This window comes from Paenarthrobacter sp. TAF1 (assembly GCF_052113825.1).
GTDB lineage: Bacteria > Actinomycetota > Actinomycetes > Actinomycetales > Micrococcaceae > Arthrobacter > Arthrobacter nicotinovorans.
The window spans coordinates 245,959-272,918 of the sequence record NZ_JBFRDO010000001.1; the positions used below are offsets into that span (position 1 = coordinate 245,959).

Sequence of the window (26,960 nt, forward strand, 5' to 3'; positions counted from 1 at the left end):
GCGCTCCGGGACGGTCAAGCTGTTTCCGCTGCCGGCCTCAGGCCACCAAGCTGTGGACGTCAACCTTGTGGAAGCGTTGCAGGACATCCTGCGCGTGCTGGATTTCGGCTTCACGGGTTGCTGCATCCCAGCCAAGCGGCTCGGCAAGGGCCGCGGCGATCTCATTGAGAAGCTCCCCGGTCACCAGGCCACGGAAGGCAAGTGACGTCCGGCGGATCAGGACATCGACCAGGTGCCCGATCTGCTCGTGCTCGGCCATGAAGGCCAGTTCGCGAACGCTGAGTTCGCGGGTTGACCGCAGCGGCTGATCCTGGCCGGCGTTGAGGTACTCAATGACCTCTTCCGCACGAGTCCCGTAACGGGTCAGCAGGACGGCAACCCGGTCGGCATCCAGGCCCGGGCCCATGTGATTCTTGATCCATTCCTGTTCGCCCTGTTCCGTATCCGGGAAGCCGGCACCTCCGCCGATGGCGAGTTTCGCCGTCGAGACTTTGCGCTCCATGCCCAATTCGCGCAGGACATCATTGGTCATGTGTTCAGCCAACGCACGGAAGGTTGTCCACTTGCCGCCTACCAGGCTGAGTACGACGGCGGCCTTGCCGCCTGGTGTTGTCACGGCGTCGTCACCGGTGCGGACGTTACGTTCGATGCGGTAGTCCCGGGAAACGAAACCCGGCTGGGTTTCATCGTGGCGGGGCAAGGGACGAACGCCGGCGAAGCTGTAGACGATCTGGTCACGCTCCACCTTGATGGTGGGGAACACATGGCCAACGAGGTCGAAGAAGTAGTCGATCTCTTCTTCCGTGCAGACGGCGTCTTCGGACATGTCGGCGTCGACATCCGTGGTACCGACCAGCACGCGGTCTCCCATCGGGTAGATCAGCACAATGCGGCCGTCGGTGTGCTCGAAGAAGATCTCCCGGCCGTTGCACGCGGCAAGGAGTTCGGGGTGGTCCAGGACAATGTGGGAACCCTTCGTGCCGCCCATGAACCTGCTCACAGCACCCATGGCCTGGTTGGTGAGGTCAACCCATGCGCCGGTGGTGTTGACGATGACGTCTGCCTGGAAGTCGAATTCCTTGCCGGTCAGCTCGTCACGGAGCCGGACCCCGTTGGTACCCATGGATACGAGCGAGACGTAGTTGCTGGCGCGGGCACTGCCTCCGGGAAGCCCACCCCCGCGGCCGGCCTTCTCGCCGTCCTGCAGGACGTCCAGGGTCAGACGCTCGGGGTTGTGGACTGAGGCATCAAAGTAGGTGGCTGCGTACTTGATTCCGGAGTGCAGCTTGGGAAGTTCAGCCAAGGCCTTTGTCCGGCCGCGGAACTGGTGGCGCGGAACGCTGCCACCGTCGCGGGAGAAGAAGTCGTACATGCTCAGGCCCACCTTGATGAGGAACGCGCCGCGCTCCTTGGGCTTGCCCTGCTTGTGGGTAAGGAAACGCGTGGGCGCGGAAAGGATGCCGGAGAAAGTGCTGAAGATCGGGATGGTGGTCTGCAAAGGCTTGACGTAGTGCGGGGCGATGCGCAGGAGCCGGTTGCGTTCGACCACGGATTCCTGGACCAGTCGGAATTCGCCGTTCTCGAGATAGCGGATGCCGCCGTGGATCATGTGGGAGGAAGCGCCGCTGGCGCCCTGGCAGAAATCACCGCGTTCAACAAGGGCGACGTCGACGCCCTGGAGCGCGAGGTCGCGGAACGTTCCGACACCATTGATGCCACCGCCGATAATGAGGACCTTCGCCGTGGGCCGCTCCTGCAGTGCAACGACGGAGTCACGCTGCTGTGCGTGCTGTGAAGTACCGGAATTCCTGTTGTGTCCCAAAACTGCTCCCTTGGGCTTGGTTCGTGCGCCGCGCCACTCGCTGCTGCACCGTTCACCACTAATCTTGCGAAGGTGGAAAATGGAGTCAAGCTATTTGCACAAACGTGCAGTAAGGAAATGAGATGGCACGATCACGTCACTCGGATGCGCTCCGGGCTGCACAGATGTACTACCTGCAGGATCTGACCATGGATGCGATCGCCCGCGAGTTGCGGACGTCCCGGTCCACAGTGTCCCGGCTGTTGTCCTCAGCCCGGGAAACAGGCCTGGTGCAGGTCCAGATTCGAAGTCCGTTCGATACCGGTCCTGAGCTTGAGAGCCAGATCAGGAACCAGTACGGCGTGGACGTCCACGTCGTTCCGGTCCTGGACACCTTGAATGAAGCGGAGACCTTGGACCGCGTCGCCATGCAGGCCGCCAGGACCATAGGGCCCTTGGTGGATTCGAATGCAATCATCGGCGTTGCCTGGGGCGCCACGCTCAGCGCCGTCAGCCGTCACCTCACCCGCAAGGTGACCCATGACAGCATCGTGGTCCAGCTCAACGGTGCCGGGAACATGCAAACCACAGGCATTACCTACGCCAGCGACATCATGCGACGCTTCGGCAGTGCCTACGGAGCGAGGGTTGAACAGTTCCCGGTTCCCGCCTTCTTTGATCACGCCGCCACGAAGACCGCCATGTGGAATGAGCGCAGCGTTCAAAGAATCCTTGATCTGCAGGCACGCATGAGCATAGCTATTTTCGGAGTCGGATCCGTTGATTCGGACTACCCGAGCCACGTGTATGCCGGCGGCTACCTGGATGAACGCGACCTCTCCATGCTGGCAGCGGACGACGTGGTGGGCGACGTGGCGACTGTGTTCTTCCGGAGTGACGGCTCCTCGGACGGCATCACGCTGAACGAGCGCTCCACAGGACCCAGCCACGAACAGTTGCGGCAGGTCCGGCGCAGGATCTGCGTGGTGTCGGGCGCCTCCAAGATCAACGGATTGCAGGGAGCCCTGGCTGCGGGTTTGGCCACCGACCTCATCCTGGACGAGGCTTCCGCGCGACGCCTGGTCAGTTTCAATGGCCACTCCTGAAGCATTCGTGCAGGAAATGGGTAGAGTCTTTGCTATGAGATTCCCGGTCCGGCTGACATTGAACAACGGCGTACAAATGGAACGCTTGGGATACGGGCTCTACAAGGTACCGCCCAAAGACGCCGAAGCTTTGGTTGCGACCGCCCTGGGCGAGGGCTACCGGCGTTTCGACACAGCATCGATGTACGGCAATGAGGTGGGCGTCGGCCGAGCGCTCGGCGGTGCCATTGGCGATGCTGCCCGGGCGAACGGCGGCACGGGTGGTTCAGGGGAATCCGTGCACGCCCTTTCCCGTGAGGACCTGTTCGTGACCACCAAGGTCTGGAACGACGACCAAGGCTATGAGTCCACACTCCGGGCCTTCGACACCTCGATTGCGAACCTCGGGCTTGACTACGTGGATCTTTACCTCATCCACTGGCCGTGCGCCGGACGCGGACTTTTTACGGAGACATACAAGGCGCTGGAAACCCTCTATCGGGAGGGCAAAGTTAGGGCGATCGGGGTATCGAACTTCCAGCCCGGCCATCTCGACGAACTGATGCAGAAAGCCGAAGTCGTCCCGGCAGTAAACCAGATCGAGCTGCACCCCTGGCTGCAGCAAAGCAGATTACGGACACTCCACCAGCAGCTGGGAATAGCCACTGAGGCGTGGAGTCCCCTCGGCCGCGGGCAGGTCCTGGCCGACGCTGCCATCATCTCGCTCGCCGAAAAGCATGGAAAAACTCCTGCCCAGGTCATCATCCGGTGGCATCTCCAACTGGGAAACCTCGTCATCCCCAAAGCGAGCTCTGCAGGACGGATCAAGGAAAACTTCAACGTATTCGATTTTGAGCTGGATCCCTCCGACATGGACGGCATGGCAGGACTCGAACGACACCATCGAACCGGCTCACACCCGGACAACGTGAACTAGGGAATACCTCCATGGAAAAAGTGGACACCGCGCACTCCCCCGAGGGCTCGCAGGCCCCCAATGGATTCTTCAGTGAAGCCCTCGCCGGACGGACTACCGCTTCGGATATCGAAGTCGACGGCAGCACGGTCGCCTACTGGACGTACGAACCAGCCAAGGCCACGTCCACGACCCGCACCATCCTGGTCATCCATGGCTTCAGGGGAGACCATCACGGTCTATTGCGCGTAGTGGACCAGCTTCCGGAAATGCGCATCATCATGCCCGACCTGCCGGCGTTCGGAAGCTCGGAGCCGTTCGTGGATGATGAACACACCGTTGAGCGCTACGGGCAATTCATCTCCAGCTTCATGACCGCGCTCGGCTTGGGTCCCAGGACCGTCCTGCTGGGCCACTCCTTCGGTTCGATAGTGGCCAGCCACTTCGCTGCTTCGCATCCCGATGCCATCTACCCGTTGATCCTGATCAACCCCATTGCCGCTCCGGCTCTGGAAGGTCCCAAGGGCATCATGACCAAGCTTGCCGTGCTGTACTACCAGGCATCCGCCAGGCTTCCCCGCCGAGTGGGACTCGCTGTCCTCCGAAACCGCTTGGTCGTCCGCGTCATGAGCATCACCATGGCAAAGACCAAGGACAAAGCACTCCGCCGCTTCATCCACGGCCAGCACGATGCCTACTTCAGCGCCTTCGCGGACAGGAAAAGCCTGCTCGAATCCTTCAAGGCGTCGGTCTCGGGCAACGTAGCAGAAGTAGCCGAACAACTGAAGCTCCCGGTCCTTCTCGTCGCCGGGGAAAAGGATGAGATCGCCACCCTTCCGAACCAGCACAAGCTGATGGAGCGGCTGCCGGACGCTACGCTGGAAGTGATTCCCGACGTCGGGCATTTGATCCACTACGAAACCCCGGCCCCCGCAGCAGCAGCGATCCGCACCTTCCTGGAGGAACACCCCGCGTGAAAATTGTCATCGACGCCCGCTTTACCAGAACGGACCACCACGATGGCATCAGCCGCTACGGTTCCAGCCTCATAGCCGCCACGTCAAAACTCGCGGACGTCACCATGCTGGTCAGCGACAAGCGCCAACTCGCCCTGCTGCCTGACGTTCCGTATGTGATGGTCAACAGCCCCCTTTCCCCACTGGAGCTGTTCGTTGCCCGGAAGGTCAACCCCCTGGGCGCCGATGTGGTGGTCTGCCCGATGCAGACCATGGGCACGTTGGGGCGCAAGTACGGACTGGTTCTCACCCTCCACGACCTCATCTACTACGAACACCCCGCTCCCCCGGGTTTCCTTCCCGCCCCGGTCCGCCTCCTGTGGCGGCTGTACCACAAGGCTTTCTGGCCCCAACGGTTGCTCTTGAACCGGGCCGATATCGTCGCCACCATCAGCCACACCACCGAAGCCCTGATGGCCAAATACAGGCTGACCAAGCGGCCGGTCCGGATTGTGGGTAATGCTCCGCAGCCAGGACAAACACCACGGGATCCGGCAGCAGGTGCCGACAAGACCCTGCTGTACATGGGCTCGTTCATGCCCTACAAGAACGTGGAAACCATGATCCGGGGAATGGCCGGGTTGCCGGAATTTACGTTGCACCTGTTGAGCCGCATCACTGCGGACCGCCGGGCAGAACTGGAAGCCATCGTTCCCGCCGGCGCCAAGGTCATCTTCCACAACGGTGTAACCGACGCCGAATACGACGACCTCCTGCTCCGGGCAACCGCACTGATCAGCCTTTCGCGCGCTGAAGGATACGGGCTGCCGCTGGTGGAGGCCATGGCCCTCGGTACCCCGGTGATTGCCAGCGATATCCCGATCTTCAGGGAGGTCGGTGGCGAGGCCGTCAGTTACGTTGATCCTGAATCGCCCACTGACTTCTCTGCTGCAGTAACCGCCCTCGGTGACGGGGAATTGTGGCAGCAGCGGTCCCGCATTTCGGTGGAACGGGCATCGAAGTTCAACTGGGACGAGTCGGCACGGCAACTTCTCGCCGCGGCTGAAGAAGTCGTCAACCTGCGCCGGCGCAAGTCTCGGTTGTACTGAGTCCGGCACCTTGGCGCCTAGAGGACGTCGACCCCGTCCAGGCGCAGCTGCACCGGCCCGGCCGTGCGCTTGGCAGCGTTCGCGGCTTTGACAGCACGCATGGCGCGAGTCGTTTCTGCGGCTTCGGCATACGGAATGAAGTACAGCGTCCTGACATCAGCATCGGCTTCTTCGGCCGCAGAGGGGGACGTGCCGGTGAACAATTGCACCGGGGCCGGTCCAGCGCTGCGGAGTTTGGCGCCGGAGGCCAGCGGAGCGCTGGCCTCGAAAGCCTCGGAGAAATGCCCGACGTCGGCCCTTGAGCCGGTGACGGAAGCCACTCGGACCGCGGGCGGTAGCTGGAGCTCTCTGCGCAACGCGAGCTCCCTGGAGGCATATCCTGCAGCGTCCCAGCGCAAAAGTGCGCCCGTGGCCGCGGTGTCATCCGCGGTGATCACTACCAGTCCGCCTTGGCCGGAAGGCTTCACGAGGGAAGCGGCATTGAACCAGCGGCGAACGGTGTCCTCCCCCGCACGCAGGTTTTCCCGTCGAAGCAAGGAATTGCCGTCGAGCAACAGGGCTGCGGCATATCCGGCGGGAGCAACCGGCTCTGCGCCGACCGTGGCCACCACCAAGGCAGGAGTATCGGGGACCATGGCTTTGATGTTCTCGCCGGACGAGGTGACCACCGGCTTGCCGGGGAACGCCCGGCCCAGCTCCTCCGCGGTCCTCATGACACCTGCGGCTCCCCGGCGCAGCCTGGTTCCGTTGCAGTGCGTGCAGCGCCACTGAGGAGCCGGTGTGGAGCACCAGCGGCACGCCGGCATGGCCGAACTGCTGGAGACCGCCAACGGCCCCTGGCAGGCGTTGCAGCGGGCCAGCTCACGGCATGTCTCACACACCAAGGACGGCGCGTATCCCGCGCGGGCCACTTGCACCAGGACGGGGCCGCGCTCCAGGCCTTCTTTGGCCGCCCGCCATGCCGCACCCGGCAAACGGGCGATCCGGGCCAGGGGGTCGCGTTCCTGCTCAAAGCTGTCAGCGGTGTTGAGGACGCGCGGCACCGTGGAGCGGACTGTGGTGCGGGGCGCTTCGATCGGCGCCGCCCACTGCATTTCCACCAGTCGCTGCAACTCTGTGCTGCGGCTGTGGGAGGCCATGAGGCAAGCCGCGCCCTCCTGCTCGGCCCGGAGCAACAACACCTCACGGGAATGGGCGTAGGGAGCGCGTTGCTCGATGTGGAGGTCGTCGCCGTCATCCCAGCACACCACCAGGCCCAGATCCTTGACCGGTGCGTAGGCAGCAGAGCGGGTGCCGATAGCCACCCCGGCCGCACCGCTCAGGAGCCGCAGGAAATTCCGGTAACGGGGCGTTTGCCCATCGTCCGCGGTGAGCCTGGCTACGTCAGACGACGGCAGGACCTTGGCCAGGGCGGACTCCAACTGCTCAAGGTCGCGGTAGTCCGGAACCACCACCACCGCGCCCCGTCCGGAGGAGCGGACTGTGGCTACAGCTGATGCGACCAGGGCCGCCCAGCCAGCCGCTCCGAAACCCTGGAGGGCCGTCAGGACAGCCTTGGGCGAACCGCCACTGGCGAGGTGCTGCAGATAGGACTTGCCGTTGGAGTACGCCGCCCAGGCGTGAGCGTCCGTGAACGGCTTCAGCTCCGCGACATCGGCGTCCAAATCCCCGGCCAGAAGTTCCTTCTCCACCTTGGCCACACGGGGAGGCACAGCTGTCCGGAGAACGTCGCTCAGGGTACCTGCGTAGCGTGCAGCCACGGTGGCCGCCAACTCGGAGACGGCTGGGGTCAGGACCGCTACGGGGGACACAACCTTATGCAAGGCTATGAGCGGGTGGGCCGCATCCGAGGACCCCCGGCGCTCGATGATGTAGCCGTTGAGTTCCTGGCCGTTGAACTTCACCTTCACCCGGACGCCTGGAGAAGCCGCATCAGCGAGTTCGGCGGGAACGCTGTAGTCAAAGGGCCTGTCCAAATGGGGCAGGGATGACTCCAGGATGACGCGCGCTACCGGATTCGACGCAGCCAGCGGAGGTCCATTGGCCGGCATCCGGTCGGGGAAACCCTGCAACAGCGAGGGTTGGAGCAACGATGGCTGGACATCGTGTGCTGCCATGCCCGTCACCTCCAACTCATCACACGGAAGACCGCTTCACTGTCAACGAGAGATGCCCGCAGCGGGATTGACCCGCTGCGGGCATCTCTCTGGCTAAAGCCAATCACGAACCACCGACAAAACAACATCGAGGCAGTCCGCGGGACACATCAGGCGTTGAAGTATTCCTTCAGGTCCGCAACGCGGTCCAGCCGCTCCCAGGTGAAGTCGGGCTCATCCCGTCCGAAGTGGCCGTGTGCAGCAGTCTTGGCGTAGATGGGCCGCTTGAGGTCCAGGGCATCGATGATGGCGCGGGGACGGAGATCAAAGAGTTCGTCGATCGCTTCGCTGATGCGGGCAGGGTCCACAGTCTCCGTGCCGAAGGTCTCAACGTAGGTACCCACGGGCCGGGCCTGGCCAATGGCGTAGGCGATCTGGATCTCGGCGCGCTTGGCAAGACCGGCAGCCACGACGTTCTTGGCGACCCAACGCATGGCGTAGGCAGCAGAACGGTCCACCTTCGACGGATCCTTGCCGGAGAACGCACCGCCGCCGTGGCGGGAGAATCCGCCATAGGTGTCCACGATGATCTTGCGCCCGGTCAGACCGGCATCCCCGACGGGGCCGCCGATGACGAAAGCGCCTGCAGGGTTCAGGATGTTGGCCGTGCGGGAGAGGTCAAGGTTTGACGCTGCCAGCACGGGTTCGATGACGTAGCTTGCGAGGTCCGCGCGGAGCTGATCTAGGCTTGCTTCCTCAGCGTGCTGGCTGGAGATCACAACGGTTTCAACGGAAACCGGCCGGTCGCCGTCGTACCCTACCGTCACCTGGGTCTTGCCGTCGGGCCGCAGGTAGGCAAGTTCGCCGTTCTTGCGGACTTCGGTCAGACGCTCCGAAAGGCGGTGCGCCAACCAGATGGGAGTCGGCATGTAGGACGCCGTTTCATCGCTGGCGTAACCGAACATGATGCCTTGGTCGCCGGCACCCTGGAGGTCGTAGTCGTCCTCCTGGCGTCCTTCACGGGCCTCAAGCGAGTTGAAGACCCCGCCCGCGATGTCGTTGGACTGCTGGCCGATCGAGACCGAAACGCCACAGCGGGCGCCGTCGAAACCGTTGGCCGAGGAGTCATAGCCGATTCCGAGTATGGTCTCACGGACGATCTGCGGAATTTCGACGTAAGCATCAGTGGTGACCTCGCCGGCCACATGCACCAAGCCGGTTGTGGCCATGGTCTCAACGGCCACGCGGGATTCAGGATCCGCGGCCAGCAACGCGTCAAGAATGGAGTCGCTGATCTGGTCGCAGATCTTGTCCGGGTGCCCTTCAGTAACCGACTCGGAAGTGAAGAGGCGGAGCTTGGACGGGGTGCCATGGTGTTCATGGTGCAGCGGTAAAGTCACTCGACCACCTTACTGGGTTGCGGGATCACGTGATCTGCCGTGTGTCCCTTTGCGAAGAATTCAGGCGTGGGCTCAGTCACATGCCGGGAAGACCTGTGCGAGTTCGGCGCCAACCCGGTCAATCACTGCGGCGGCGACGTCTGTCTTGGACCCGGCAGCGGACTGCGGCTCAGCGCCATGGCCGGAAAGGATGACCACAGAGTTGTCGTCCTGCCCGAAGACCCGGCCAACACCCACCTGATTGACAACGAGGAGGTCGCAGCCCTTGCGTTTGAGTTTGGCTGCCGCATGCTCCAGTACATCGCCCTGCGCGTCCCCGGTTTCCGCCGCAAAGCCGACAATCAACTGCCGGCCGCCTTCAGCGGTCCGGCTCTGGACAAGCTCGCGCAGGATGTCAGGATTCCGGACCAGGCGCACAACAGGTGCGTCCTCGCCGTCGACCTTCTTGATTTTTGTGTCCGAAACCTCAGCCGGACGGAAATCCGCAACCGCCGCAGCCATGATGACGACGTCGGAATCCACTGCTGCTTTCAGCGCGGCCTCGCGCAGTTCCAGGGCTGACTCAACGCGGACAAGCTCGACGCCGGCCGGCGGCTCTACGTCCATGTGCGCGGCCAGGAAACGGACTTTGGCGCCGGCGGCCAAGGCAGCGGTGGCCAAGGCAGCGCCCTGCTTGCCCGAGGAACGGTTGCCCAGGAACCTGACCGGGTCCAGGGCTTCCCTGGTTCCACCGGCGGAAATCGTAACTGTCCTGCCCACGAGTGATGCGTGCGTCGCCGACGTCGGTGGGGCACTATCCGACGTACCGGAGGCCTCTGCCAAGGCAATGGCCGCAGCAAAGATGGCGTCCGGCTCCGGGAGCCTGCCCGGACCCGAATCGGCACCCGTGAGTCGCCCGGAAGCAGGTTCCAGAACCGTTGCTCCCCGGCTGCGCAACGTTTCCACATTGGCTTGGGTCGCCGCGTGCTGCCACATTTCGGTGTGCATCGCGGGCGCGAAGAGTACCGGGCCATGGGCCATCAGCAGGGTGTTGGTGAGGAGGTCGTTTGCTTGCCCGGTGGCCGCCCGGGCCAGGAGATCAGCGGTGGCGGGTGCAATGACGATCAGGTCGGCCTGGTGCCCCAGGCGCACATGGTTGACCTTGTCGACGTCGTCGAAGACGCTGTTGCTCACCGGGTTGCCGGAGAGGGCCTCCCACGTGGCAACCCCAACAAAACGGGTGGCTGCTTCCGTGGGAATGACCGTCACCTGATGGCCGGCTTCAGTAAAAAGCCGGAGGAGCGATGCAACCTTGTAGGCTGCAATCCCTCCCCCGACTCCGAGGACTATGCGCACGTGACCTCCGTCAACAGGCAGTCTGCTTTATTCTGCGGGCTCGATCGGCGTGGAAACCAGAAGGCCTTCGTTGATCTCGCGGAGGGCGATCGAGAGCGACTTCTCGTTCAGCTTGGTGTCAACCAAGGGACCGACGTACTCGAACAGGCCCTCGTGCAGCTGGGCGTAGTAAGCGTTGATCTGGCGGGCACGCTTGGCGCCGAAGATCACCAGGCCGTACTTGGAATCGGCAGCCTCAAGCAGCGAATCGATCGGCGGGTTGATGATGCCTTCAAGGTTCGTGGACACGAATTCTCCAAATTCTAGCGGGCCAACAAACAGGCGCTTTAGCGCCCGTGCGGGGTAAGCCCCATGAGTGAAACAAGCTCGTCCGCTGCCCGGCGAACGTCGTCATTAATGACGGTGTGGTCAAACTCCGGTTCAGCAGCAAGTTCCAGTTTAGCGGTTTCCAGCCTCCGCTGCTGTTCCTCCGCGGTTTCCGTGCCGCGGCCAACCAGCCGGCGGACCATTTCGTCCCAGCTGGGCGGAGCCAGGAAGACGAAGTTGGCGTCGGGCACAGCCGCCTTGACCTGCCGCGCACCCTGGAGGTCGATCTCGAGGAGGACGGACTTGCCCTCGGCGATCGCAGCGTTGACGGTGCTGCGAAGGGTGCCGTAGCGGTTCTGGCCGTGAACTACGGCCCACTCCAGCAGTTCGCCGTCGGCTACCAGGGCATCGAACTCTTCGGCTGACTTGAAGAAGTAATGGACACCATCCTTTTCACCCGGACGGGCGGCCCTGGTGGTGGCTGAAACCGAAAGCCAAACCTCTGGATAGTTGTCCCTGATGTACGTGGATACGGTTCCTTTGCCAACGGCAGTGGGGCCTGCAAGGACGGTCAGTCCAGGATTCTTGCTCACGGATTCCTTCGGGGAGATGCGTCAAACGCTTTGTTGGGTATCCATAAAATCTACCAGCGCCCGGGCCTGGTGGATTCCCAACCCCCTGATACGCCGGGATCCGGCAATACCGATATCCGCCATGATCCCGGCCGCCCGGACGGGACCAATCCCCGGCAGGGCTTCCAGCAACTCCACCACACGCATGCGCGCGATCGCTTCGTCAGTGGCGCCTGAGGAGATCAACTCCGCGATGCTCACTTCTCCACGCTTCAGCCGCTCCTTGGCCGCGGCCCGCACGGCCCGGGCCTTGGCAGCCTTTTCCAACGCATCGGCACGCTCTTGCGGTGTCAGCTCTTTCAGGCCCACTGCCGAACCCCTGTCAGATCGAGTTTGTGATGCAGATCACGCGACTGATCCTGAACCTACCGCCAGGGGCGCAGTTGCGCAATGAGTTGGACCAACGCGGGGTCACTTATGGCCGGTAGTCAGGCCCATCATGGGCCAAAAGTGACCCCGCGTTGCCTCAGGAACGAAGCCCGGCCAGGGTCTCCCCGGCTGCGGCGCGCAAAGCCGGAATGGACGGACCTGCTGCCAGGATTCCCCGGCTGGAGGTGGCCAGGACCTGCGGATACGCGTCAGCGAAGGTCGCACGGAGGTCGGCAGGCGTCGCGCCCTGGGCTCCGAGTCCCGGCGCAAGGATAGCTCCGCGGACCGGGCCAAGCTCGATGCCCAGATCTGTCAGGGCCGAGCCGATAGTGGCACCGACCACCAGGCCCACCGATCCCAGTGCACCCTCATAACGCTGGTTCTCCGCAGCGGCTGCGGCCACGATCCTGCGGGCCACGGAGTGTTCGCCTCCGACGTGCTGAACCGACTTTCCCTCGGGGTTCGATGTCAGCGCAAGCACGAACACTCCCCGGCCGTTCCGGGCTGCAAGATCCAGGGCAGGACGCAGCGACTCAAATCCCAGGTACGGACTCAACGTCACCGAGTCCGCAGCCAACGACGACCCATCCCGCAGCCAGGCATCCGCATAGGCCGCCATGGTGGAACCGATATCGCCACGCTTGGCATCAGCAATGCTGAGCACCCCGGCGTCCGCTGAGGCCGCAAGCGTTCGTTCCAGGACAGCCATGCCGGCCGAACCGTGGCGTTCGTACAGCGCCACCTGCGGCTTCACCGCGGCAGCGAGGGAAGCCACCGCCTCAACCACCGAGAGCGAGAAGCGCTCCAGCCCCGCGACGTCGTCGTTCAAACCCCAGTCCGCCAGGAGCTGCGGGTGCGGATCAATCCCGACGCACAGCGGACCGCGGGAGGCCATGGCGGCAGCCAGCCGGGAGCCGAAAGACTCCCGGACCGGCTGCTGTGCCTGCTGTGATGCTGCAGTCTCAGGCATGTGCGGCTTCCATGGCTGCCGACAGGTTGGCTGCGTGCTCCTGCAGGCTGGTCACCGACCATTCATAGGTCCGCAGGGCCTCGATCGCCTGAACTGCCGCGTTGAACTCAGCAACGGTGGTGATGCATGGAATGCCGATGGAGGTCGCTGCGGCGCGGAGTTCGTATCCATCGCTGCGGGCTTCGCCACCGGAAGGCGTGTTGAAGACCATGTCGATCTCACCGGCGATGACGAGGTCCGCGATGGTTCCCTCACCTTCGGCGCTGCTTCCCTCGGCAACCTTGCGGACCGGAGTCGCCTGGATGCCGTTGCGGCGCAGGACGTCGGCGGTGCCACCGGTGGAGACGATCTCGAAGCCAAGGTCCGAGAGCCGCTTGACGCCCATGATCACCGAACGCTTGTCCCGGTTGGCCACGGAAACGAAGATCTTGCCTTCGGTAGGCAGCGCGTTGTTGGCTGCTGCCTGGCTCTTGGCGAAGGCGGTATCGAAGTGCTTGTCGATACCCATGACTTCACCGGTGGAGCGCATTTCCGGGCCGAGCAAGGAGTCGACGACCTTGCCTTCCGGCGTACGGAAGCGGCTGAACGGCAGCACGGCTTCCTTCACGGCAACCGGAGCATCCAGCGGCAGCGTTGAGCCGTCGCCGCTTTCCGGCAGCATCTTGTACGCGCTGCGGAGCTGGTTGATGGTGACGCCGGTACCGATCAAGGCAGCGGCCTTGGCCATCTGCACGCCCGTTGCCTTGGAGACGAACGGAACGGTACGGGAGGCGCGGGGGTTTGCTTCCAGGACGTACAGGACGTCGGAGGCAAGGGCGAACTGGATGTTGATGAGGCCACGTACGCCCACGCCTTCGGCGATCGCACGGGTTGCCGTCCGGACGCGCTCGATCACGTTGTTGCCAAGGGTGATCGGAGGCAGGACACACGCGGAGTCACCGGAGTGGATACCGGCCTCTTCGATGTGCTCCATGATGCCGCCGAGGTACATGTCGGTGCCGTCGAAGAGGGCATCGACATCGATCTCCACCGCGTCTTCAAGGAAGCGGTCGATCAAGACCGGGTGATCCGGGGTGATCTCGGTGGCGTTCGCGATGTAGCGGGAAAGGTTTGCTTCGTCGTAGACGATCTCCATGCCGCGGCCGCCCAGCACGTAGGACGGGCGGACCAGCACGGGGTAGCCGATTTCGTCGGCGATCTTCTTGGCGTCCTCGAAGGAAACGGCGGTGCCGTTCTTCGGGGACGTCAGGCCGGCCTCGTCCAGGACCCGGGCGAAGGCGCCACGGTGTTCGGCGAGGTCGATCGCTTCCGGCGAGGTGCCCAGGATGGGAACACCTGCGTCGGCAAGCTGCTGTGCCAGCTTCAAGGGGGTTTGTCCGCCAAGCTGCACGAAGACGCCCATGACGCCGCCCGTGCGCTCCTCCGCAGCGATGACCTCGAGGACGTCCTCAAGGGTCAGCGGTTCGAAGTACAGACGCGTGGAAACGTCGTAGTCCGTGGACACAGTCTCCGGGTTGCAGTTGACCATGACGGTCTCGTAGCCGGCCTTGCGCAAGGCCATGGAAGCGTGGACGCAGGAGTAGTCGAACTCGATGCCCTGGCCGATGCGGTTGGGGCCGGAGCCGAGGATGATGACGGAGGGCTTGGAGTGCAGGCCTACTTCGTCCTCCTCATCGTAGGAGGAGTAGTGGTACGGGGTGTAGGCGGCGAATTCGGCGGCGCAGGTGTCCACCGTCTTGTAGACCGGGCGGATGCCCAGGGCCTGGCGAACACCGCGGACCACGGCCTCGTTGTTGTGCGTCAAGGCACCGATCTGCTCGTCGGAGAAGCCGTGGCGCTTGGCGTTGCGCAGCATTTCCTCGGTGAGAACGCCGGCCTTGCGGATTTCCTGGGCAGTCTCATTGAGCAGCTGGAGCTGGTCCAGGAACCAGGGGTCGATCTTGGTGGCTTCGAAAAGGTCCTCAACGGTGGCACCGCCAAGGAGGGCCCGCTGTACCTGGTGCAGACGCTCCGTGGTAGGCCGCTTGGCCTTCTCGATGAGCTCTGCCACTTCGTATTCCGGGACCGAGCTGAAGTCCAGCTGGGAGCCCTTCTGCTCCAATGAACGCAGGGCCTTCTGCAGGGCCTCGGTGAAGTTGCGTCCCATGGCCATCGCTTCGCCCACCGACTTCATGGTGGTGGTCAGCGTGTTGTCTGCTGCCGGGAACTTCTCGAAAGCGAAGCGCGGAACCTTGACAACCACGTAGTCAAGGGTCGGCTCGAAGGAAGCCGGGGTCTTCTGGGTGATGTCGTTCGGAATCTCGTCCAGGGTGTATCCCAGGGAGAGCTTCGTGGCGATCTTGGCGATGGCAAAACCGGTTGCCTTCGAGGCCAGCGCCGAAGAGCGGGAAACGCGCGGGTTCATTTCGATGACCACCACACGGCCCGTGGCGGGGTCGATGGCGAACTGGATGTTGCAGCCACCGGTGTCGACGCCGACTTCGCGGATAACCGCGATGGAGACGTCGCGCAGCTTCTGGTACTCGCGGTCCGTCAGGGTCAGGGCAGGAGCAACCGTGATGGAGTCGCCGGTGTGCACACCGACGGGGTCGAAGTTCTCGATGGAACAGACGACAACGACGTTGTCGTTCTTGTCGCGCATCATCTCGAGTTCGTATTCTTTCCAGCCAAGGATGCTCTCCTCAAGCAGGACCTCGGTGGTGGGGCTGTACTGGAGGCCCTGGCCGACGATGCGGCGGAGGTCGTCCTCGTTGTACGCGAGGCCGGAACCCAGCCCGCCCATGGTGAAGGACGGCCGGACCACCATGGGGTAGCCCAGGTCTTCGGCTGCCTTGAAGGCTTCATCCATGGTGTGGATGATGTGGCTGCGTGCCGACTCGGCGCCGCAACGCTCCACGACGCCCTTGAACTTCTCGCGGTCCTCGCCGAGTTCGATGGCGGCGATGTTGGCACCGATGAGTTCGACGTTGTACTTCTCCAGTACCCCGTTCTTATCCAGGGCGATGGCCGTGTTCAGGGCCGTCTGGCCACCAAGGGTGGGCAGGATGGCGTCCGGGCGCTCCTTGGCGATGATCTTCTCCACCACCTCAGGGGTGATGGGTTCAACGTAGGTGGCATCGGCGAACTCGGGGTCCGTCATGATGGTGGCCGGGTTCGAGTTGACCAGGATGACCCGGAGGCCCTCCTCCTTCAGGACCCGGAGGGCCTGGGTGCCGGAGTAGTCGAACTCGGCCGCCTGGCCAATGACGATGGGACCGGAACCGATGACAAGGACGCTCTTGAGATCTGTACGCTTGGGCATTACTTCTTGTCCTCAGTCTTGGAGTCGTTGTTCTTTGCGGGAGCGGCGGCTTTGGTATCGGCCATGAGGTCGATGAAGCGGTCGAAGAGGTACGCGGCGTCGTGCGGGCCGGCGGCAGCCTCCGGGTGGTACTGGACCGAGAAGGCCGGGATGTCGAGGCAGGCGAGGCCTTCGACGACGTCGTCGTTCAGCGAGACGTGGCTGACCTCCACACGGCCGTAACGCTCCTCCGGCGCCACCGTGGATCCGTTCAGCGGCGCGTCTACTGCGAAGCCGTGGTTCTGGGAGGTGATTTCCACCTTCCCGGTACGGCGGTCCATCACGGGCTGGTTGATGCCGCGGTGGCCGTAGCGGAGCTTGTACGTGCCAAAGCCCAGGGCGCGGCCCAGGATCTGGTTGCCGAAGCAGATTCCGAAGTACGGCAGCTTCTCGTCCAGCACCGAACGCAGCAGGGAAACCTGGTGGTCGGCAGTGGCGGGGTCGCCGGGGCCGTTGGACATGAAGAAGCCGTCGGGCTTGACCGCGTTCACGTCTTCAAGCGTGGACGTGGCAGGCAGGACGTGCACGCGCACGCCGCGCTCGGCGAAACGCACGGGAGTCATGGCCTTGATGCCGAGGTCCACAGCAGCGATGGAGAAGCGGGGTTCGCCTTCCCAGCCGTGGTCCTTGGGTTCGACCACGTAGGCCTCGTCGATGGAGACTTCCTCGGCCAGGGCTGCGCCCTCCATGGGCGCGCTGGCCAGGACGGCGTCCAACAATTCCTTGTCGGTGGCCCGGGCGGCCTCGCCGGAGAAGATACCGGCCCGCATGGTCTTGTGCTCGCGGAGGTGGCGCGTGATGGCACGGGTGTCCACGCCCTGGATGCCCACGATGCCCTGTTCGACGAGTTCCTCGTCCAGGCTTCGCTCCGAGCGCCAGTTGGAGGGCCGGCGCGCGGCATCACGGACAATGTACCCGGCCACCCAGATGCGGCGGGATTCAGCGTCTTCGCTGTTGACCCCGGTGTTGCCGATGTGCGGCGCAGTCTGGACGACCAGCTGGCGGGCGTACGAGGGGTCGGTGATGGTCTCCTGGTAGCCGGTCATGCCGGTGGCGAAGACGGCCTCTCCCAGTGCGGTTCCCTGGGCGCCGTAGCTGCGGCCGCGGAACATGCGGCCGTCTTCGAGCACCAGTACTGCTGCGGAGGGGGTGGTTTTGGTGGCTGCGTTACTTTCCGTCACTTTATTACTTTCCACTATCGGCATCTGCCTGAGGGGCTGCGGAGATCAATTCCTGGAGGGCTTCAAGGAGGAGCTTCTTGTCGGCTGAGTGCCGGGACCGGAATCCGGTATCGAGTTCCCGGGCGCCAAGCCTCCAGCTGATGACAAGGAGGCCGTCTTTTTCGACGAACTTCCCGGCCATGCCGTTGGCTTCGCGGCTGTCCACGAGGGACCGCCGCGGGATGAAGACGGGGGCGGCACCGGAGCGGTCGAACAACACGCCTTCGGCGTGGATGCTCAGTTCCGCGTTGGTCCGGATGCCCAGGCCCTGGGCCGCTATGCGGTCGAGCCAGTCGCCCGCCGTCGTGGTGGTCACGTACTGGCCATCAGCGACGACGCTCGCCGGCGTCAGCTGTTCCGGCACCGCAGGCAGACGTTCGACGTCGGCTTGTCGCCTCAGCCGGTTCCGCCACCCGAGCCAGATCATCACCAGTACGGCAACGATCAGCGGCACCGTGGTGAGCACAGTCAATGTCTGGTTGCTCATCAGTTGCTGACTGCCGGGTGCTGGTAGGGCGTGTTGAGCCGGCCGTCGAGGACCGTGGGGTGGCCCTTGAAGAAGGTAGCCACCACGGATCCGGGCAGCTCTTTGCCCTTGAACGGTGAATTGCGGCCCATGGTTGCCATCTTATGGGGGTCGACCGTCCAACGCGCAGCCGGGTCCACCAGGATGACGTTGGCCGGCTCGCCAACTTCCAGCGGACGGCCTTGGTCGGCCACGCGGCCGATGACGGCGGGAGTGAACGAGGTGACTCTGGCGAAGTCTGCCCAGGTCATGAGGCCGGTTTCGATCATGGTTTCCTGAACCACCGAGAGCGCCGTTTCAAGGCCCGTCATGCCCATGGCCGCCTGCGCCCACTCGCACTCCTTGTGCTCGCTGGGGTGCGGGGCGTGGTCGGTTCCGACGACGTCGATGGTGCCGTCGGCCAGTCCTTCACGCAGGGCCTGCACATCGGCATCCGTGCGCAGCGGCGGGTTGACCTTGTAGACGGGGTCGTAGCTGCGGACCAATTCGTCCGTCAGGAGCAAGTGGTGCGGGGTCACTTCGGCGGTGACGTTGATGCCACGGGCCTTCGCCCAGCGCACGATCTCAACAGACCCGGCAGTGGAAACGTGGCACACATGCAGCCGGGACCCGACGTGCTGGGTAAGCAGGACGTCACGGGCAATGATGCTTTCCTCGGCAACGGCAGGCCAGCCGGTCAGTCCCAGGACTGCGGAGACTGTGCCCTCGTTCATCTGTGCCCCGGCGGTAAGGCGGGGTTCCTGCGCGTGCTGGGCCACGACGCCGTCGAACGCTTTGACGTACTCAAGCGCGCGGCGCATGAGTACCGGGTCGTGAACGCAGATGCCGTCGTCGGAGAACATCCGCACCTGCGCGCGGGAGTCGGCCATGGCGCCAAGCTCGGCGAGCTGCTCGCCGGCCAAACCCACGGTGACCGCGCCGACAGGACGCACATCGACCCAGCCGGACGCACGGCCCAGGCTGTGGACCTGCTCGACGACACCGGCGGTGTCAGCCACGGGGTTGCTGTTGGCCATGGCGTGGACGGCCGTAAAGCCACCGAGGGCAGCAGCCCGGGTGCCGGTCTCCACTGTTTCGGCGTCCTCGCGACCGGGTTCACGCAGGTGCGTGTGGACGTCCACCATGCCCGGCAGGGCCACCAGACCCTTGCCGTCGATCACGGTGGCGCCCTCATCGGAAAGGTCCGCACCCCGGGCGGCAATTACGCCGTCGCGGATCAGCAGGTCCTGGGCCTCGCCACCGAGGACGGCGGCCCCGCGGATCAAGTAAGTGTTCTCGGCCATCAGTTGCTCTCCTTGCTGGACGGGCTTGCGAAAGCCGGTGTGACAATGTTCAGTGGGGCTGCTTCGCGGGTATCTCCGGACAGCAGCAGGTACAGGGCCGCCATGCGGACCGAAACGCCGTTTCGTACCTGCGCAAGCACAGTGGAACGGGGCGAGTCGGCGGCGGCGGATGAAATCTCCAGGCCACGGTTCATGGGGCCGGGGTGCATGATGATGGTGTCCTTCATGCCCAGGTCATCCAAGGCGCGGAGGCGGGCGTCGTCGAAGCCCCAGCGGCGCGAATATTCACGGGTCGACGGGAAGAACGAGGCGTTCATCCGCTCACCCTGGACGCGCAGCATCATCATGGCGTCAATACCGGACTGGAGCGTTTCGTCCAGGTTGTAGCTGACCTTGCAGGGCCAGTGCTCGACGCCGATGGGCAGCAGGGTGGGTGGCGCAACCAAGGTGACCTCGGCACCCAAGGTCTTCAGCAGCCAGACGTTGGAGCGGGCCACGCGCGAGTGCAGCACGTCCCCCGCAATGGCGACCCGCATGCCTGCCAGGTCCGCTCCCGTCGATGCGACGCCGTTGAGCTTCGACCAGTGCCTGCGCATGGTGAAGGCGTCCAAAAGTGCCTGCGTCGGGTGCTCGTGAGTACCGTCGCCGGCGTTGATCACCGCGGCATCGATCCAGTCCGTAGCGGCCAAGCGGTGCGGCGCGCCCGAAGCCCAGTGGCGGATGACGACGGCGTCCGCGCCCATGGCAGCGAGGGTCTGCGCGGTGTCCTTGAGGGACTCGCCCTTGGATACGGAGGATCCCTTGGCTGCGAAGTTGATGACATCGGCGGACAAGCGCTTGGCCGCCGCTTCAAAGGAGATCCGGGTTCGCGTGGAGTCCTCGAAGAAGAGGTTCACTACGGTGCGGCCGCGGAGCGCGGGGAGCTTCTTGACCTCGCGGTCCCCCACTGCGGACATCTCTTCCGCGGTGTCCAGGATGCGGATGGCGTCGGATGCGACCAGGTTTTCCGTGGAAAGAAGGTGCTTCACTTGCCCGCCTCGATTACTACCTCGTTGACGGGTGTGCCATCTACGGAATCAGTTTCCTCGAGGTGTACCCGGACTTTTTCCGCAGAGGAGGTCGGCAGGTTCTTACCCACGTGGTCGGCGCGGATGGGAAGTTCGCGGTGGCCCCTGTCCACCAGGACCGCAAGGCGGACGATGCGTGGACGGCCGAGATCGACAAGGGCGTCCAAGGCTGCACGGATGGTGCGTCCCGAGTAGAGGACGTCGTCAATGAGCACAACAACCTTGTTGTCGATGCCGGACAGCGGAAGCCGGGTGTGGTGCGGAGGCCGGGTGGGCTGGTGGGAGAGGTCGTCACGGAACATGGTGACGTCCAGCTGGCCGACAATGGCCCCGGCGTTAACCGTGGGGTCGGCTGCGGCGATCTTATTGGCGAGCCGCACGGCCAGCGGATAACCGCGGCTGGGAATGCCCAACAGAACCAGGTCCTGCGAGCCTTTGTTGGCTTCGAGGATCTCGTGGGCGATACGAGTAAGCGCACGATCGATATCCGCCTGGTTGAGGACAACCCGCGACGGCACGTGCGCAGAAGTGACTTCAGTCATCGCTCGTCTCCCCTTTCCCCGCCTCACGGGACGGAATTAAAAAAGGAATATTTGCTCTCCAAAAGTATCACAGCGTCCATGGGACGACCGCGCGGGTCCTTGGCAGGTGGGTGAGTTTAAGCTCACATTTCCGAGCGTGGAATAGGCTCTTTCCCATGAGCATGAACCAGCCCGGTCAGCACGGCGGACATCCTTATCCAAGGCCTTACCTGGAGCCAGGTGCCAACCCCACGTGGATCGGTCGCGTTCAGCCGGGAAACTACCAGGCAGCCCCGGGAAACCCGGCGTCCCTGCCACAGCAAAACTGGGCCACGCCACCGGCACGGCCTGCACGCCGGAGCTGGGGCACCCTTCCCTTGCTGATCGTCGGCACCGTCCTGGTCCTGGGTAGTCTTCTGTTGGTGGTGCCGTTCCTCTTGGGAAATACGGGGATCGCAGGGTTCATCATCGGCTTCCTGGTCTCATTGATCCCACTGTCCATCGTCCTGTTGACGGTGCGCGTCATAGACCGGTGGGAGCCCGAACCGGCGCGGCTGCTCTGGTTCGCCTTTACGTGGGGTGCGGCCGTTTCCATAGCCGGCACGCTGTTGATCCAACCGCTTTTCGCGCTTGCCGCTCCCACTGGGAGCGAAGAGGCCTTCGCCTATTTCATGGCGACGGTCCAGGCCCCGATCGTGGAGGAATTCACAAAGTCACTGGGACTCTTGGTCCTGATCCTGGCAGCCCGCAAGTACTTCGACGGTCCCGTGGATGGCGTGGTGTTCGCGTTCACCATTGCGGCGGGGTTCGCTTTCACTGAGAACATCCTCTACTTCGGGCGTGAAATCGCTTCTTCCACTGATCCCGGGACCGATTTGGTACGCATTTTCATCCTTCGTGGCGTCATGTCTCCCTTTGCCCACGCAGTATTCACGGGCACGACCGGTTTGATCATGGGATTCGCTGCCAGGAAATGGCACTCAGGATATGCGGTCCTGGCCTTCTTCATCGGCCTGCTGCCGGCAATGTTCCTGCACAACCGCTGGAACAGCATGGGGCAGAACTTCCTGGTGGAGTACTTCGCAGTGCAGGTACCAATCTTCCTGGTTGCCGTCGTCGGCGTGATCCTGCTTCGCGTCGCCGAGGGAAAGCTGACCCGTCAACGGCTTCTGGAATACGCCCGCGCCGGCTGGTTCACGCCGGCAGAGGTGGAGATGCTGGCTACCTCCCGAGGCAGGCGCCAGGCACTTCGCTGGGCTGCATCGAGGGGCCGGGGCGGGCAGATGAAGGCATTCATCAAGGGGGCAACTGCGTTGGCTTTCACACGCCAACGGATACTCAGTGGCCGCGACGTCCCCGTGCACCAACACGACGAAATCGAACACCTCCGGCTCATCCCCACACTGAGGGCCGCTGTCCTCCAGTAGGTCCCGGGGCAGTTCCGGTATTTGCCCGAAAAAATGGACCCTCCTCTCCGGTTTTCCGGGGAGGAGGGTCCATTTTCGAATACTGTCCTGCCGGCTAGGCCAGCAGCGACGGCTTGAGCTTCTGCAGACGGCCCAGCAAGCCATTGATGAAGGCCGGGGACTCATCAGTGGACATCGTCTTGGCGAGGGCCACGGCTTCGCTTACGGCCACTCCGTCCGGAACTTCATCATTGTAGAGAAGTTCCCACGCACCGATACGAAGAATGATGCGGTCAACGGAGGGCATGCGCTCCAAGGTCCAGCCTTGTGCGTAGGTCTCCAGGAACTCATCAATGGTTGCCTGCATGGAGACAACACCCTCCACTATTTCCACCGTGTAGGGGTTGATGACGAGGTCTGTCTTCTCCCGACGCGCTGTCATTGCGTCGAAAGCCGAAACTGAGCGCTGCTCCGCTTCGAAAAGTACTTCCAAGGCCCTGCTACGGGCTTTACCGCGTGCGCTCACTAGTCGTTGACCCGGCCCAGGTAGCTGCCATCGCGGGTGTCGACCTTGACCTTGGTTCCCTGCTCAACGAACAGCGGCACCTGGATCTCGTAGCCGGTTTCCACCGTAGCCGGCTTGGTTCCGGCGGAGGAGCGGTCGCCCTGCAGGCCGGGCTCGGTGTAGGTGATTTCGAGAACGACACTCGGGGGCAGCTCGATGTACAGCGGAGTGCCTTCGTGGATGGCGATGTTCACCATCTGGTTCTCGAGCATGAAGTTGGTGGCGTCGCCGACTGTTGCACCGGAAACGGTGATCTGGTCGTAGTCCTGGGTGTCCATGAAGACGAAGTCTTCGCCATCCTGGTACAGGTACTGGTAGTCGCGGCGGTCAACCGTTGCGGTTTCAATCTTCAGGCCGGCGTTGAAGGTCTTGTCGACCACCTTGCCGGACATGACGTTGCGCATTTTGGTGCGGACAAAGGCACCGCCCTTGCCCGGCTTGACGTGCTGGAACTCGATGATGTTCCAGAGCTGGCCCTCGAGCTTCAGTACGGTCCCGTTCTTGATGTCGTTTGTGGTTGCCACTCGTATCCTCTGGTTAATCGCACTGGTTCTAGCTGCCAGCTATCTATGCCAAGCAGGCGTGCCTTTCGGCGCGCCAGCGCGTATTTATCAAAAATCCAAAAACCATTCTACCGGCAAATGCGGCATGACCTTGCGGGCAGCGTTACAGGCGGCTCTCAGGAAGCAACTTCCAGGACATCCCGGGCCCGTTGCAGGGCCACAGCGGACGAGTAGATCAGTGCCGCATCGGCGGCCATGGCCACCCTCAGGTCAAGTGCCCTGGAGAACTCCTCGGCTGCGGCCAACGCGTTGCCGCCCACGAAGTAGGCGCGGCCAAGATACTGGCGTACTACTGCTTCCTTGGACGTTCCCTGGACCTCGTGCAGCAGGTGGCGGAACAGTTGGACAGCACGGTCATGGCGGTTGGTGGCACGGTGGACTTCGGCCTCAAAGATCCTGAGCCGGAAGGACTCAGGATCCTTATAGCGGGCCTCTGCCAGAAGTTCAGCTGCCTCTTTTGGCTGGTTTTCAAGCAGGAGGGCCATGATCCGGTCCGCAGGATCATCCGAAGCCGCGAGAGCAGTCTCCATGACTTCCTCATTGACCACCACGGGCAGGAGTGTGTCCGGGTTCATCCGGACACCGGGGAACCCGGCTGTTGGCCAGTCACTGACCCCTTCGCGCAAGGCAATCGTCATGATGCGATCTCCTGATAGGCAGCAAAGAGAAGGGAAGTATCGGGGACATCCAGGATGCCGGGCTTGGCCACTCCGTCGAGGACGACAAAGCGGAGGAGGTCACCACGGGACTTTTTGTCCCGGCGCATACCGTCCAGCAAGCCCTGCCAGCGGTCCCTTCGGTAGGTAATGGGCAGGCCAAGGCTTTCGAGGATGGTGCGGTGCCGGTCGGCATCGGCATCCGACAAACGGCCGACACTGCGGGACAACTCGGCAGCGAACATCATGCCCACGGCAACGGCAGCACCGTGGCGCCAGGAATACCGCTCCACCAGTTCGATGGCATGGCCAAGGGTGTGGCCGTAGTTCAGGATTTCGCGCAGGCCGGATTCCTTGAGGTCCTGGGATACGACATTGGCCTTGACAGCGATGGCGCGCTCAATGAGTTCGCGGACGACATCGGAACCGGGATCCATCACGGCGTCCGTGTTCTTCTCGATCAGTTCGAGGATCGCGGGATCGGCGATGAATCCGCATTTGATGACTTCCGCCATGCCGGAGATGAGCTCGTTCTTCGGCAATGTCTGGAGAGTATCCAGATCGGCCAGGACGGCAGCGGGCGGGTGGAATGACCCCACGAGGTTCTTGCCCTCGGCGGTGTTGATGCCCGTCTTGCCTCCAACCGAGGCGTCCACCATTCCCAGGAGGCTCGTGGGCATGTGGATGACCTTGACACCGCGCAGCCAGGTGGCTGCCACGAAACCCGCGAGATCGGTGACAGCACCGCCGCCGACAGCCACGATGGCGTCCGAACGGGTGAAGTCATTCTGGCCCAGCACTTGCCAGCAGAACGCGGCAACCTGGATGTGCTTGCCTTCCTCCGCGTCCGGGATTTCGGCCGTAAGCGCGGTGAATCCGGCGCTCTCCAGCTCGTCGCGAACGGTGTCGCCCGTCAGCCGAAGGGCCCGCGGGTGGATGACCAGGACCCGTCGGACGCGTTCACCGAGTTTTTCGGGAAGGTTCTGCAACAGGCCACGGCCCACCACGACGTCGTAGTTTTCGTTGACTGACTGGCCGGTCACCTTGATGACAGTTGCTTCGTTGCTCACTTTTCAACTTCCTCTTTCAAGGCTGCATGCTGGCGCAGCCGTTCCTCCAAATGGAGGCCGATTTCCGCCACGGATCCTGAACGCACATCCATGACGATGTCTGCGAGCCGTTCGTAGACGGGACGCCTGGTGGCAAAGAGTGCTTCCCACCGGGCCATTGCGTCCCCCTGCAGCAAGGGCCTTCCCGTGTTTCGCGCGATCCGGTCCGCCACGGTTTCCGCGTCGCATTCCAGGTAAACCACGGTGCACTCCCCCAGCAGTTGCTGGGTTCCGGAATCAAGGACTGCTCCGCCGCCCAGGGAAATGATCGCCGGCTGTGCTTTGGCGGACTCGATCGATTTCGCCACTGCCCTGGCTTCGATTTCCCGGAAGGCGTGCTCGCCGCGTCCTGCGAAGATGTCCGCAATGCTCCCGTGGGCAGAAACCACCACTGCGTCGGTGTCCACGAACGGAAGACCAAGCTGTTGGGCCAACTGTTGGCCTATGGCCGACTTGCCAACAGCCATGGGCCCCACCAAAACAACGGGACGGGCGGAGCAGCCATCCAGGACAGAGCGGACCACTACCGGCCGACCGAGTCCAAGGTGGCCGGAATGCTGTCAAGATAGCTTTGCAGGTTCCGCTGGGTCTCCGCTACGGAATCGCCACCGAACTTCTCGGCAACAGCCTCCGCGAGAACCAGGGCAACCATGGCTTCGGCAACGACACCGGCGGCGGGAACAGCACAAACATCGGAACGCTGGTGGTGCGCCTTGGCAGGCTCGCCCGTGCTCACGTCGATGGTGCGCAGTGCGCGCGGAACAGTAGCGATCGGTTTCATGGCTGCACGAACACGCAGCACTTCGCCAATACTCATGCCGCCTTCGATGCCACCGGCACGGTTGGTCTGGCGGACAATCCGGCCGTCGTCGTCCTTGACGATTTCATCGTGGGCTGCCGAGCCGCGGCGGGCTGCCGTAAGGAACCCGTCGCCGACTTCAACGCCCTTGATCGCCTGGATGCCCATAAGCGCAGCAGCAAGCCGCGAGTCAAGACGGCGGTCCCAGTGGACGTAGCTGCCCAGTCCGGGCGGCAGGCCGTACGCAAGTACTTCAACAACGCCACCGAGGGTTTCGCCTTCCTTGTGGGCTGCATCCACCTCGGCGACCATCGCGTTGGATGTCTCGCGGTCAAAACAACGAAGGGGGTCGGCGTCGAGGGCCAGCACGTCCCGGGGTCCGGGCAACGGCTTGCCTTCAGGAACGGTGACGCTGGCAATGGACACAGTGTGGCTCACCAGTTCCACGCCCAGCTGCTTCAGGAACTGCGCAGCGACGGTGCCGAGGGCAACGCGGGTGGCAGTCTCCCGTGCACTGGCGCGTTCAAGCACCGGACGGGCTTCGTCGAAGCCGTACTTCTGCATACCCGTGAAGTCCGCGTGCCCGGGGCGGGGACGGGTCAAAGGGGCGTTACGGGCCTGGTCGGCGAGGACCTCCGGGTCCACCGGATCGGCAGACATGATCTGCTCCCACTTGGGCCATTCGGTGTTTCCAACCTGGATGGCTACCGGCCCACCCTGGGTGAGCCCGTGCCGGACGCCACCCATGATGGTGACCTCGTCCTGTTCAAACTTCATACGGGCGCCACGTCCGTAGCCGAGGCGGCGACGCGCCAGCGCGTCACGAATTTGCCCGCTGGTGAGTTCAACACCGGCAGGCACGCCTTCAACAATTCCGATCAGAGCCGGACCGTGGGATTCACCGGCAGTCAACCAACGCAACATATAACC

25 protein-coding genes are annotated in these 26,960 nt (G+C 63.4%); 5 read left to right on the top strand and 20 right to left on the bottom strand.

Features of this window, described 5'->3' with window-relative positions:
- Nucleotides 1–37 precede the first annotated feature (37 nt).
- Entirely contained in the window at nucleotides 38–1,822 is a 1,785-nt protein-coding gene (locus tag AB4Y81_RS01115; protein WP_189075527.1) for a glycerol-3-phosphate dehydrogenase/oxidase, read from the bottom strand.
- A gap of 122 nt (nucleotides 1,823–1,944) precedes the next feature.
- Between AB4Y81_RS01115 and AB4Y81_RS01120 the strand changes: the two genes are divergently transcribed.
- The 4 genes from AB4Y81_RS01120 to AB4Y81_RS01135 are packed head-to-tail and all read left to right on the top strand — an operon-like array spanning nucleotide 1,945 to nucleotide 5,867.
- Entirely contained in the window at nucleotides 1,945–2,907 is a 963-nt protein-coding gene (locus AB4Y81_RS01120) for a sugar-binding transcriptional regulator (protein WP_018777718.1), read from the top strand.
- A 34-nt stretch (nucleotides 2,908–2,941) separates the two neighbouring features.
- Entirely contained in the window at nucleotides 2,942–3,823 is an 882-nt protein-coding gene (locus AB4Y81_RS01125) for an aldo/keto reductase (protein WP_189075526.1), read from the top strand.
- An 11-nt stretch (nucleotides 3,824–3,834) separates the two neighbouring features.
- Nucleotides 3,835–4,779 carry an alpha/beta fold hydrolase gene (locus AB4Y81_RS01130; protein WP_189075525.1) on the top strand — a complete coding sequence of 315 codons (945 nt, stop codon included), beginning with the start codon at nucleotides 3,835–3,837 and terminating at the stop codon, nucleotides 4,777–4,779.
- On the top strand, nucleotides 4,776–5,867 hold the full coding sequence (locus tag AB4Y81_RS01135) for a glycosyltransferase family 4 protein (RefSeq protein WP_039241667.1): 1,092 nt from the start codon (nucleotides 4,776–4,778) through the stop codon (nucleotides 5,865–5,867). The genes AB4Y81_RS01130 and AB4Y81_RS01135 overlap by 4 nt, the downstream gene beginning before the upstream one ends.
- Before the next feature lie 17 nt (nucleotides 5,868–5,884).
- Here the strand turns inward: AB4Y81_RS01135 and AB4Y81_RS01140 are convergent, their stop codons facing one another.
- From AB4Y81_RS01140 to pyrR, 13 genes are all read right to left on the bottom strand, one after another.
- Complete coding sequence (locus tag AB4Y81_RS01140; protein ID WP_193590591.1) at nucleotides 5,885–7,984, bottom strand: primosomal protein N'; 2,100 nt, start codon at nucleotides 7,982–7,984, stop codon at nucleotides 5,885–5,887.
- Nucleotides 7,985–8,133: 149 nt separating this feature from the next.
- Nucleotides 8,134–9,363, bottom strand: coding sequence for a methionine adenosyltransferase (metK, locus tag AB4Y81_RS01145; RefSeq protein WP_039241670.1), 1,230 nt, complete (start codon nucleotides 9,361–9,363; stop codon nucleotides 8,134–8,136).
- 72 nt (nucleotides 9,364–9,435) lie between these two features.
- Complete coding sequence (gene coaBC / locus AB4Y81_RS01150) at nucleotides 9,436–10,698, bottom strand: bifunctional phosphopantothenoylcysteine decarboxylase/phosphopantothenate--cysteine ligase CoaBC (protein ID WP_441994884.1); 1,263 nt, start codon at nucleotides 10,696–10,698, stop codon at nucleotides 9,436–9,438.
- A gap of 27 nt (nucleotides 10,699–10,725) precedes the next feature.
- Entirely contained in the window at nucleotides 10,726–10,986 is a 261-nt protein-coding gene (gene rpoZ, locus AB4Y81_RS01155; RefSeq protein ID WP_017197559.1) for a DNA-directed RNA polymerase subunit omega, read from the bottom strand.
- 38 nt (nucleotides 10,987–11,024) lie between these two features.
- A complete protein-coding gene (gmk, locus tag AB4Y81_RS01160) occupies nucleotides 11,025–11,597 on the bottom strand; it encodes a guanylate kinase (RefSeq protein ID WP_018777725.1) in 573 nt (190 codons plus the stop codon).
- Between the two features lie 21 nt (nucleotides 11,598–11,618).
- On the bottom strand, nucleotides 11,619–11,945 hold the full coding sequence (gene mihF, locus AB4Y81_RS01165; RefSeq protein WP_039241672.1) for an integration host factor, actinobacterial type: 327 nt from the start codon (nucleotides 11,943–11,945) through the stop codon (nucleotides 11,619–11,621).
- A gap of 157 nt (nucleotides 11,946–12,102) precedes the next feature.
- Nucleotides 12,103–12,975, bottom strand: coding sequence for an orotidine-5'-phosphate decarboxylase (gene pyrF, locus AB4Y81_RS01170; protein ID WP_055975933.1), 873 nt, complete (start codon nucleotides 12,973–12,975; stop codon nucleotides 12,103–12,105).
- Nucleotides 12,968–16,276, bottom strand: a complete 3,309-nt coding sequence (carB, locus tag AB4Y81_RS01175) for a carbamoyl-phosphate synthase large subunit (RefSeq protein ID WP_018777728.1) — start codon at nucleotides 16,274–16,276, stop codon at nucleotides 12,968–12,970. The genes pyrF and carB overlap by 8 nt, the downstream gene beginning before the upstream one ends.
- The gene (carA, locus tag AB4Y81_RS01180) at nucleotides 16,276–17,520 is read right to left on the bottom strand and encodes a glutamine-hydrolyzing carbamoyl-phosphate synthase small subunit (RefSeq protein ID WP_026267162.1); all 1,245 of its coding nucleotides are present in this window, start codon (nucleotides 17,518–17,520) and stop codon (nucleotides 16,276–16,278) included. The genes carB and carA overlap by 1 nt, the downstream gene beginning before the upstream one ends.
- A complete protein-coding gene (locus tag AB4Y81_RS01185) occupies nucleotides 17,501–18,022 on the bottom strand; it encodes a PH-like domain-containing protein (RefSeq protein ID WP_018777730.1) in 522 nt (173 codons plus the stop codon). The genes carA and AB4Y81_RS01185 overlap by 20 nt, the downstream gene beginning before the upstream one ends.
- On the bottom strand, nucleotides 18,022–19,344 hold the full coding sequence (locus AB4Y81_RS01190) for a dihydroorotase (protein WP_055975935.1): 1,323 nt from the start codon (nucleotides 19,342–19,344) through the stop codon (nucleotides 18,022–18,024). The genes AB4Y81_RS01185 and AB4Y81_RS01190 overlap by 1 nt, the downstream gene beginning before the upstream one ends.
- Complete coding sequence (locus tag AB4Y81_RS01195; protein WP_018777732.1) at nucleotides 19,344–20,372, bottom strand: aspartate carbamoyltransferase catalytic subunit; 1,029 nt, start codon at nucleotides 20,370–20,372, stop codon at nucleotides 19,344–19,346. Before AB4Y81_RS01195 ends, AB4Y81_RS01190 begins: the two co-directional genes overlap by 1 nt.
- The gene (gene pyrR, locus AB4Y81_RS01200; RefSeq protein ID WP_018777733.1) at nucleotides 20,369–20,953 is read right to left on the bottom strand and encodes a bifunctional pyr operon transcriptional regulator/uracil phosphoribosyltransferase PyrR; all 585 of its coding nucleotides are present in this window, start codon (nucleotides 20,951–20,953) and stop codon (nucleotides 20,369–20,371) included. The genes AB4Y81_RS01195 and pyrR overlap by 4 nt, the downstream gene beginning before the upstream one ends.
- Nucleotides 20,954–21,063: 110 nt before the next feature.
- Between pyrR and AB4Y81_RS01205 the strand changes: the two genes are divergently transcribed.
- On the top strand, nucleotides 21,064–22,359 hold the full coding sequence (locus AB4Y81_RS01205) for a PrsW family intramembrane metalloprotease (RefSeq protein WP_441994888.1): 1,296 nt from the start codon (nucleotides 21,064–21,066) through the stop codon (nucleotides 22,357–22,359).
- A 94-nt stretch (nucleotides 22,360–22,453) separates the two neighbouring features.
- On the opposite strand, the gene nusB is transcribed toward AB4Y81_RS01205, so the two are convergent.
- The 6 genes from nusB to aroC all read right to left on the bottom strand — a co-directional run bounded on the left by nusB (nucleotide 22,454) and on the right by aroC (nucleotide 26,954).
- On the bottom strand, nucleotides 22,454–22,864 hold the full coding sequence (gene nusB / locus AB4Y81_RS01210; protein ID WP_018777735.1) for a transcription antitermination factor NusB: 411 nt from the start codon (nucleotides 22,862–22,864) through the stop codon (nucleotides 22,454–22,456).
- Nucleotides 22,864–23,427 carry an elongation factor P gene (gene efp, locus AB4Y81_RS01215; protein WP_011774957.1) on the bottom strand — a complete coding sequence of 188 codons (564 nt, stop codon included), beginning with the start codon at nucleotides 23,425–23,427 and terminating at the stop codon, nucleotides 22,864–22,866. The genes nusB and efp overlap by 1 nt, the downstream gene beginning before the upstream one ends.
- A gap of 155 nt (nucleotides 23,428–23,582) precedes the next feature.
- The gene (locus tag AB4Y81_RS01220; RefSeq protein WP_018777736.1) at nucleotides 23,583–24,104 is read right to left on the bottom strand and encodes a tetratricopeptide repeat protein; all 522 of its coding nucleotides are present in this window, start codon (nucleotides 24,102–24,104) and stop codon (nucleotides 23,583–23,585) included.
- Nucleotides 24,101–25,192 (bottom strand): 3-dehydroquinate synthase, encoded by a 1,092-nt coding sequence (gene aroB, locus AB4Y81_RS01225; protein ID WP_441994889.1) that lies wholly within the window; start codon nucleotides 25,190–25,192, stop codon nucleotides 24,101–24,103. Before aroB ends, AB4Y81_RS01220 begins: the two co-directional genes overlap by 4 nt.
- Complete coding sequence (locus tag AB4Y81_RS01230; protein ID WP_018777738.1) at nucleotides 25,189–25,755, bottom strand: shikimate kinase; 567 nt, start codon at nucleotides 25,753–25,755, stop codon at nucleotides 25,189–25,191. The genes aroB and AB4Y81_RS01230 overlap by 4 nt, the downstream gene beginning before the upstream one ends.
- Nucleotides 25,755–26,954, bottom strand: a complete 1,200-nt coding sequence (aroC, locus tag AB4Y81_RS01235) for a chorismate synthase (protein WP_018777739.1) — start codon at nucleotides 26,952–26,954, stop codon at nucleotides 25,755–25,757. The genes AB4Y81_RS01230 and aroC overlap by 1 nt, the downstream gene beginning before the upstream one ends.
- Nucleotides 26,955–26,960 lie beyond the last annotated feature (6 nt).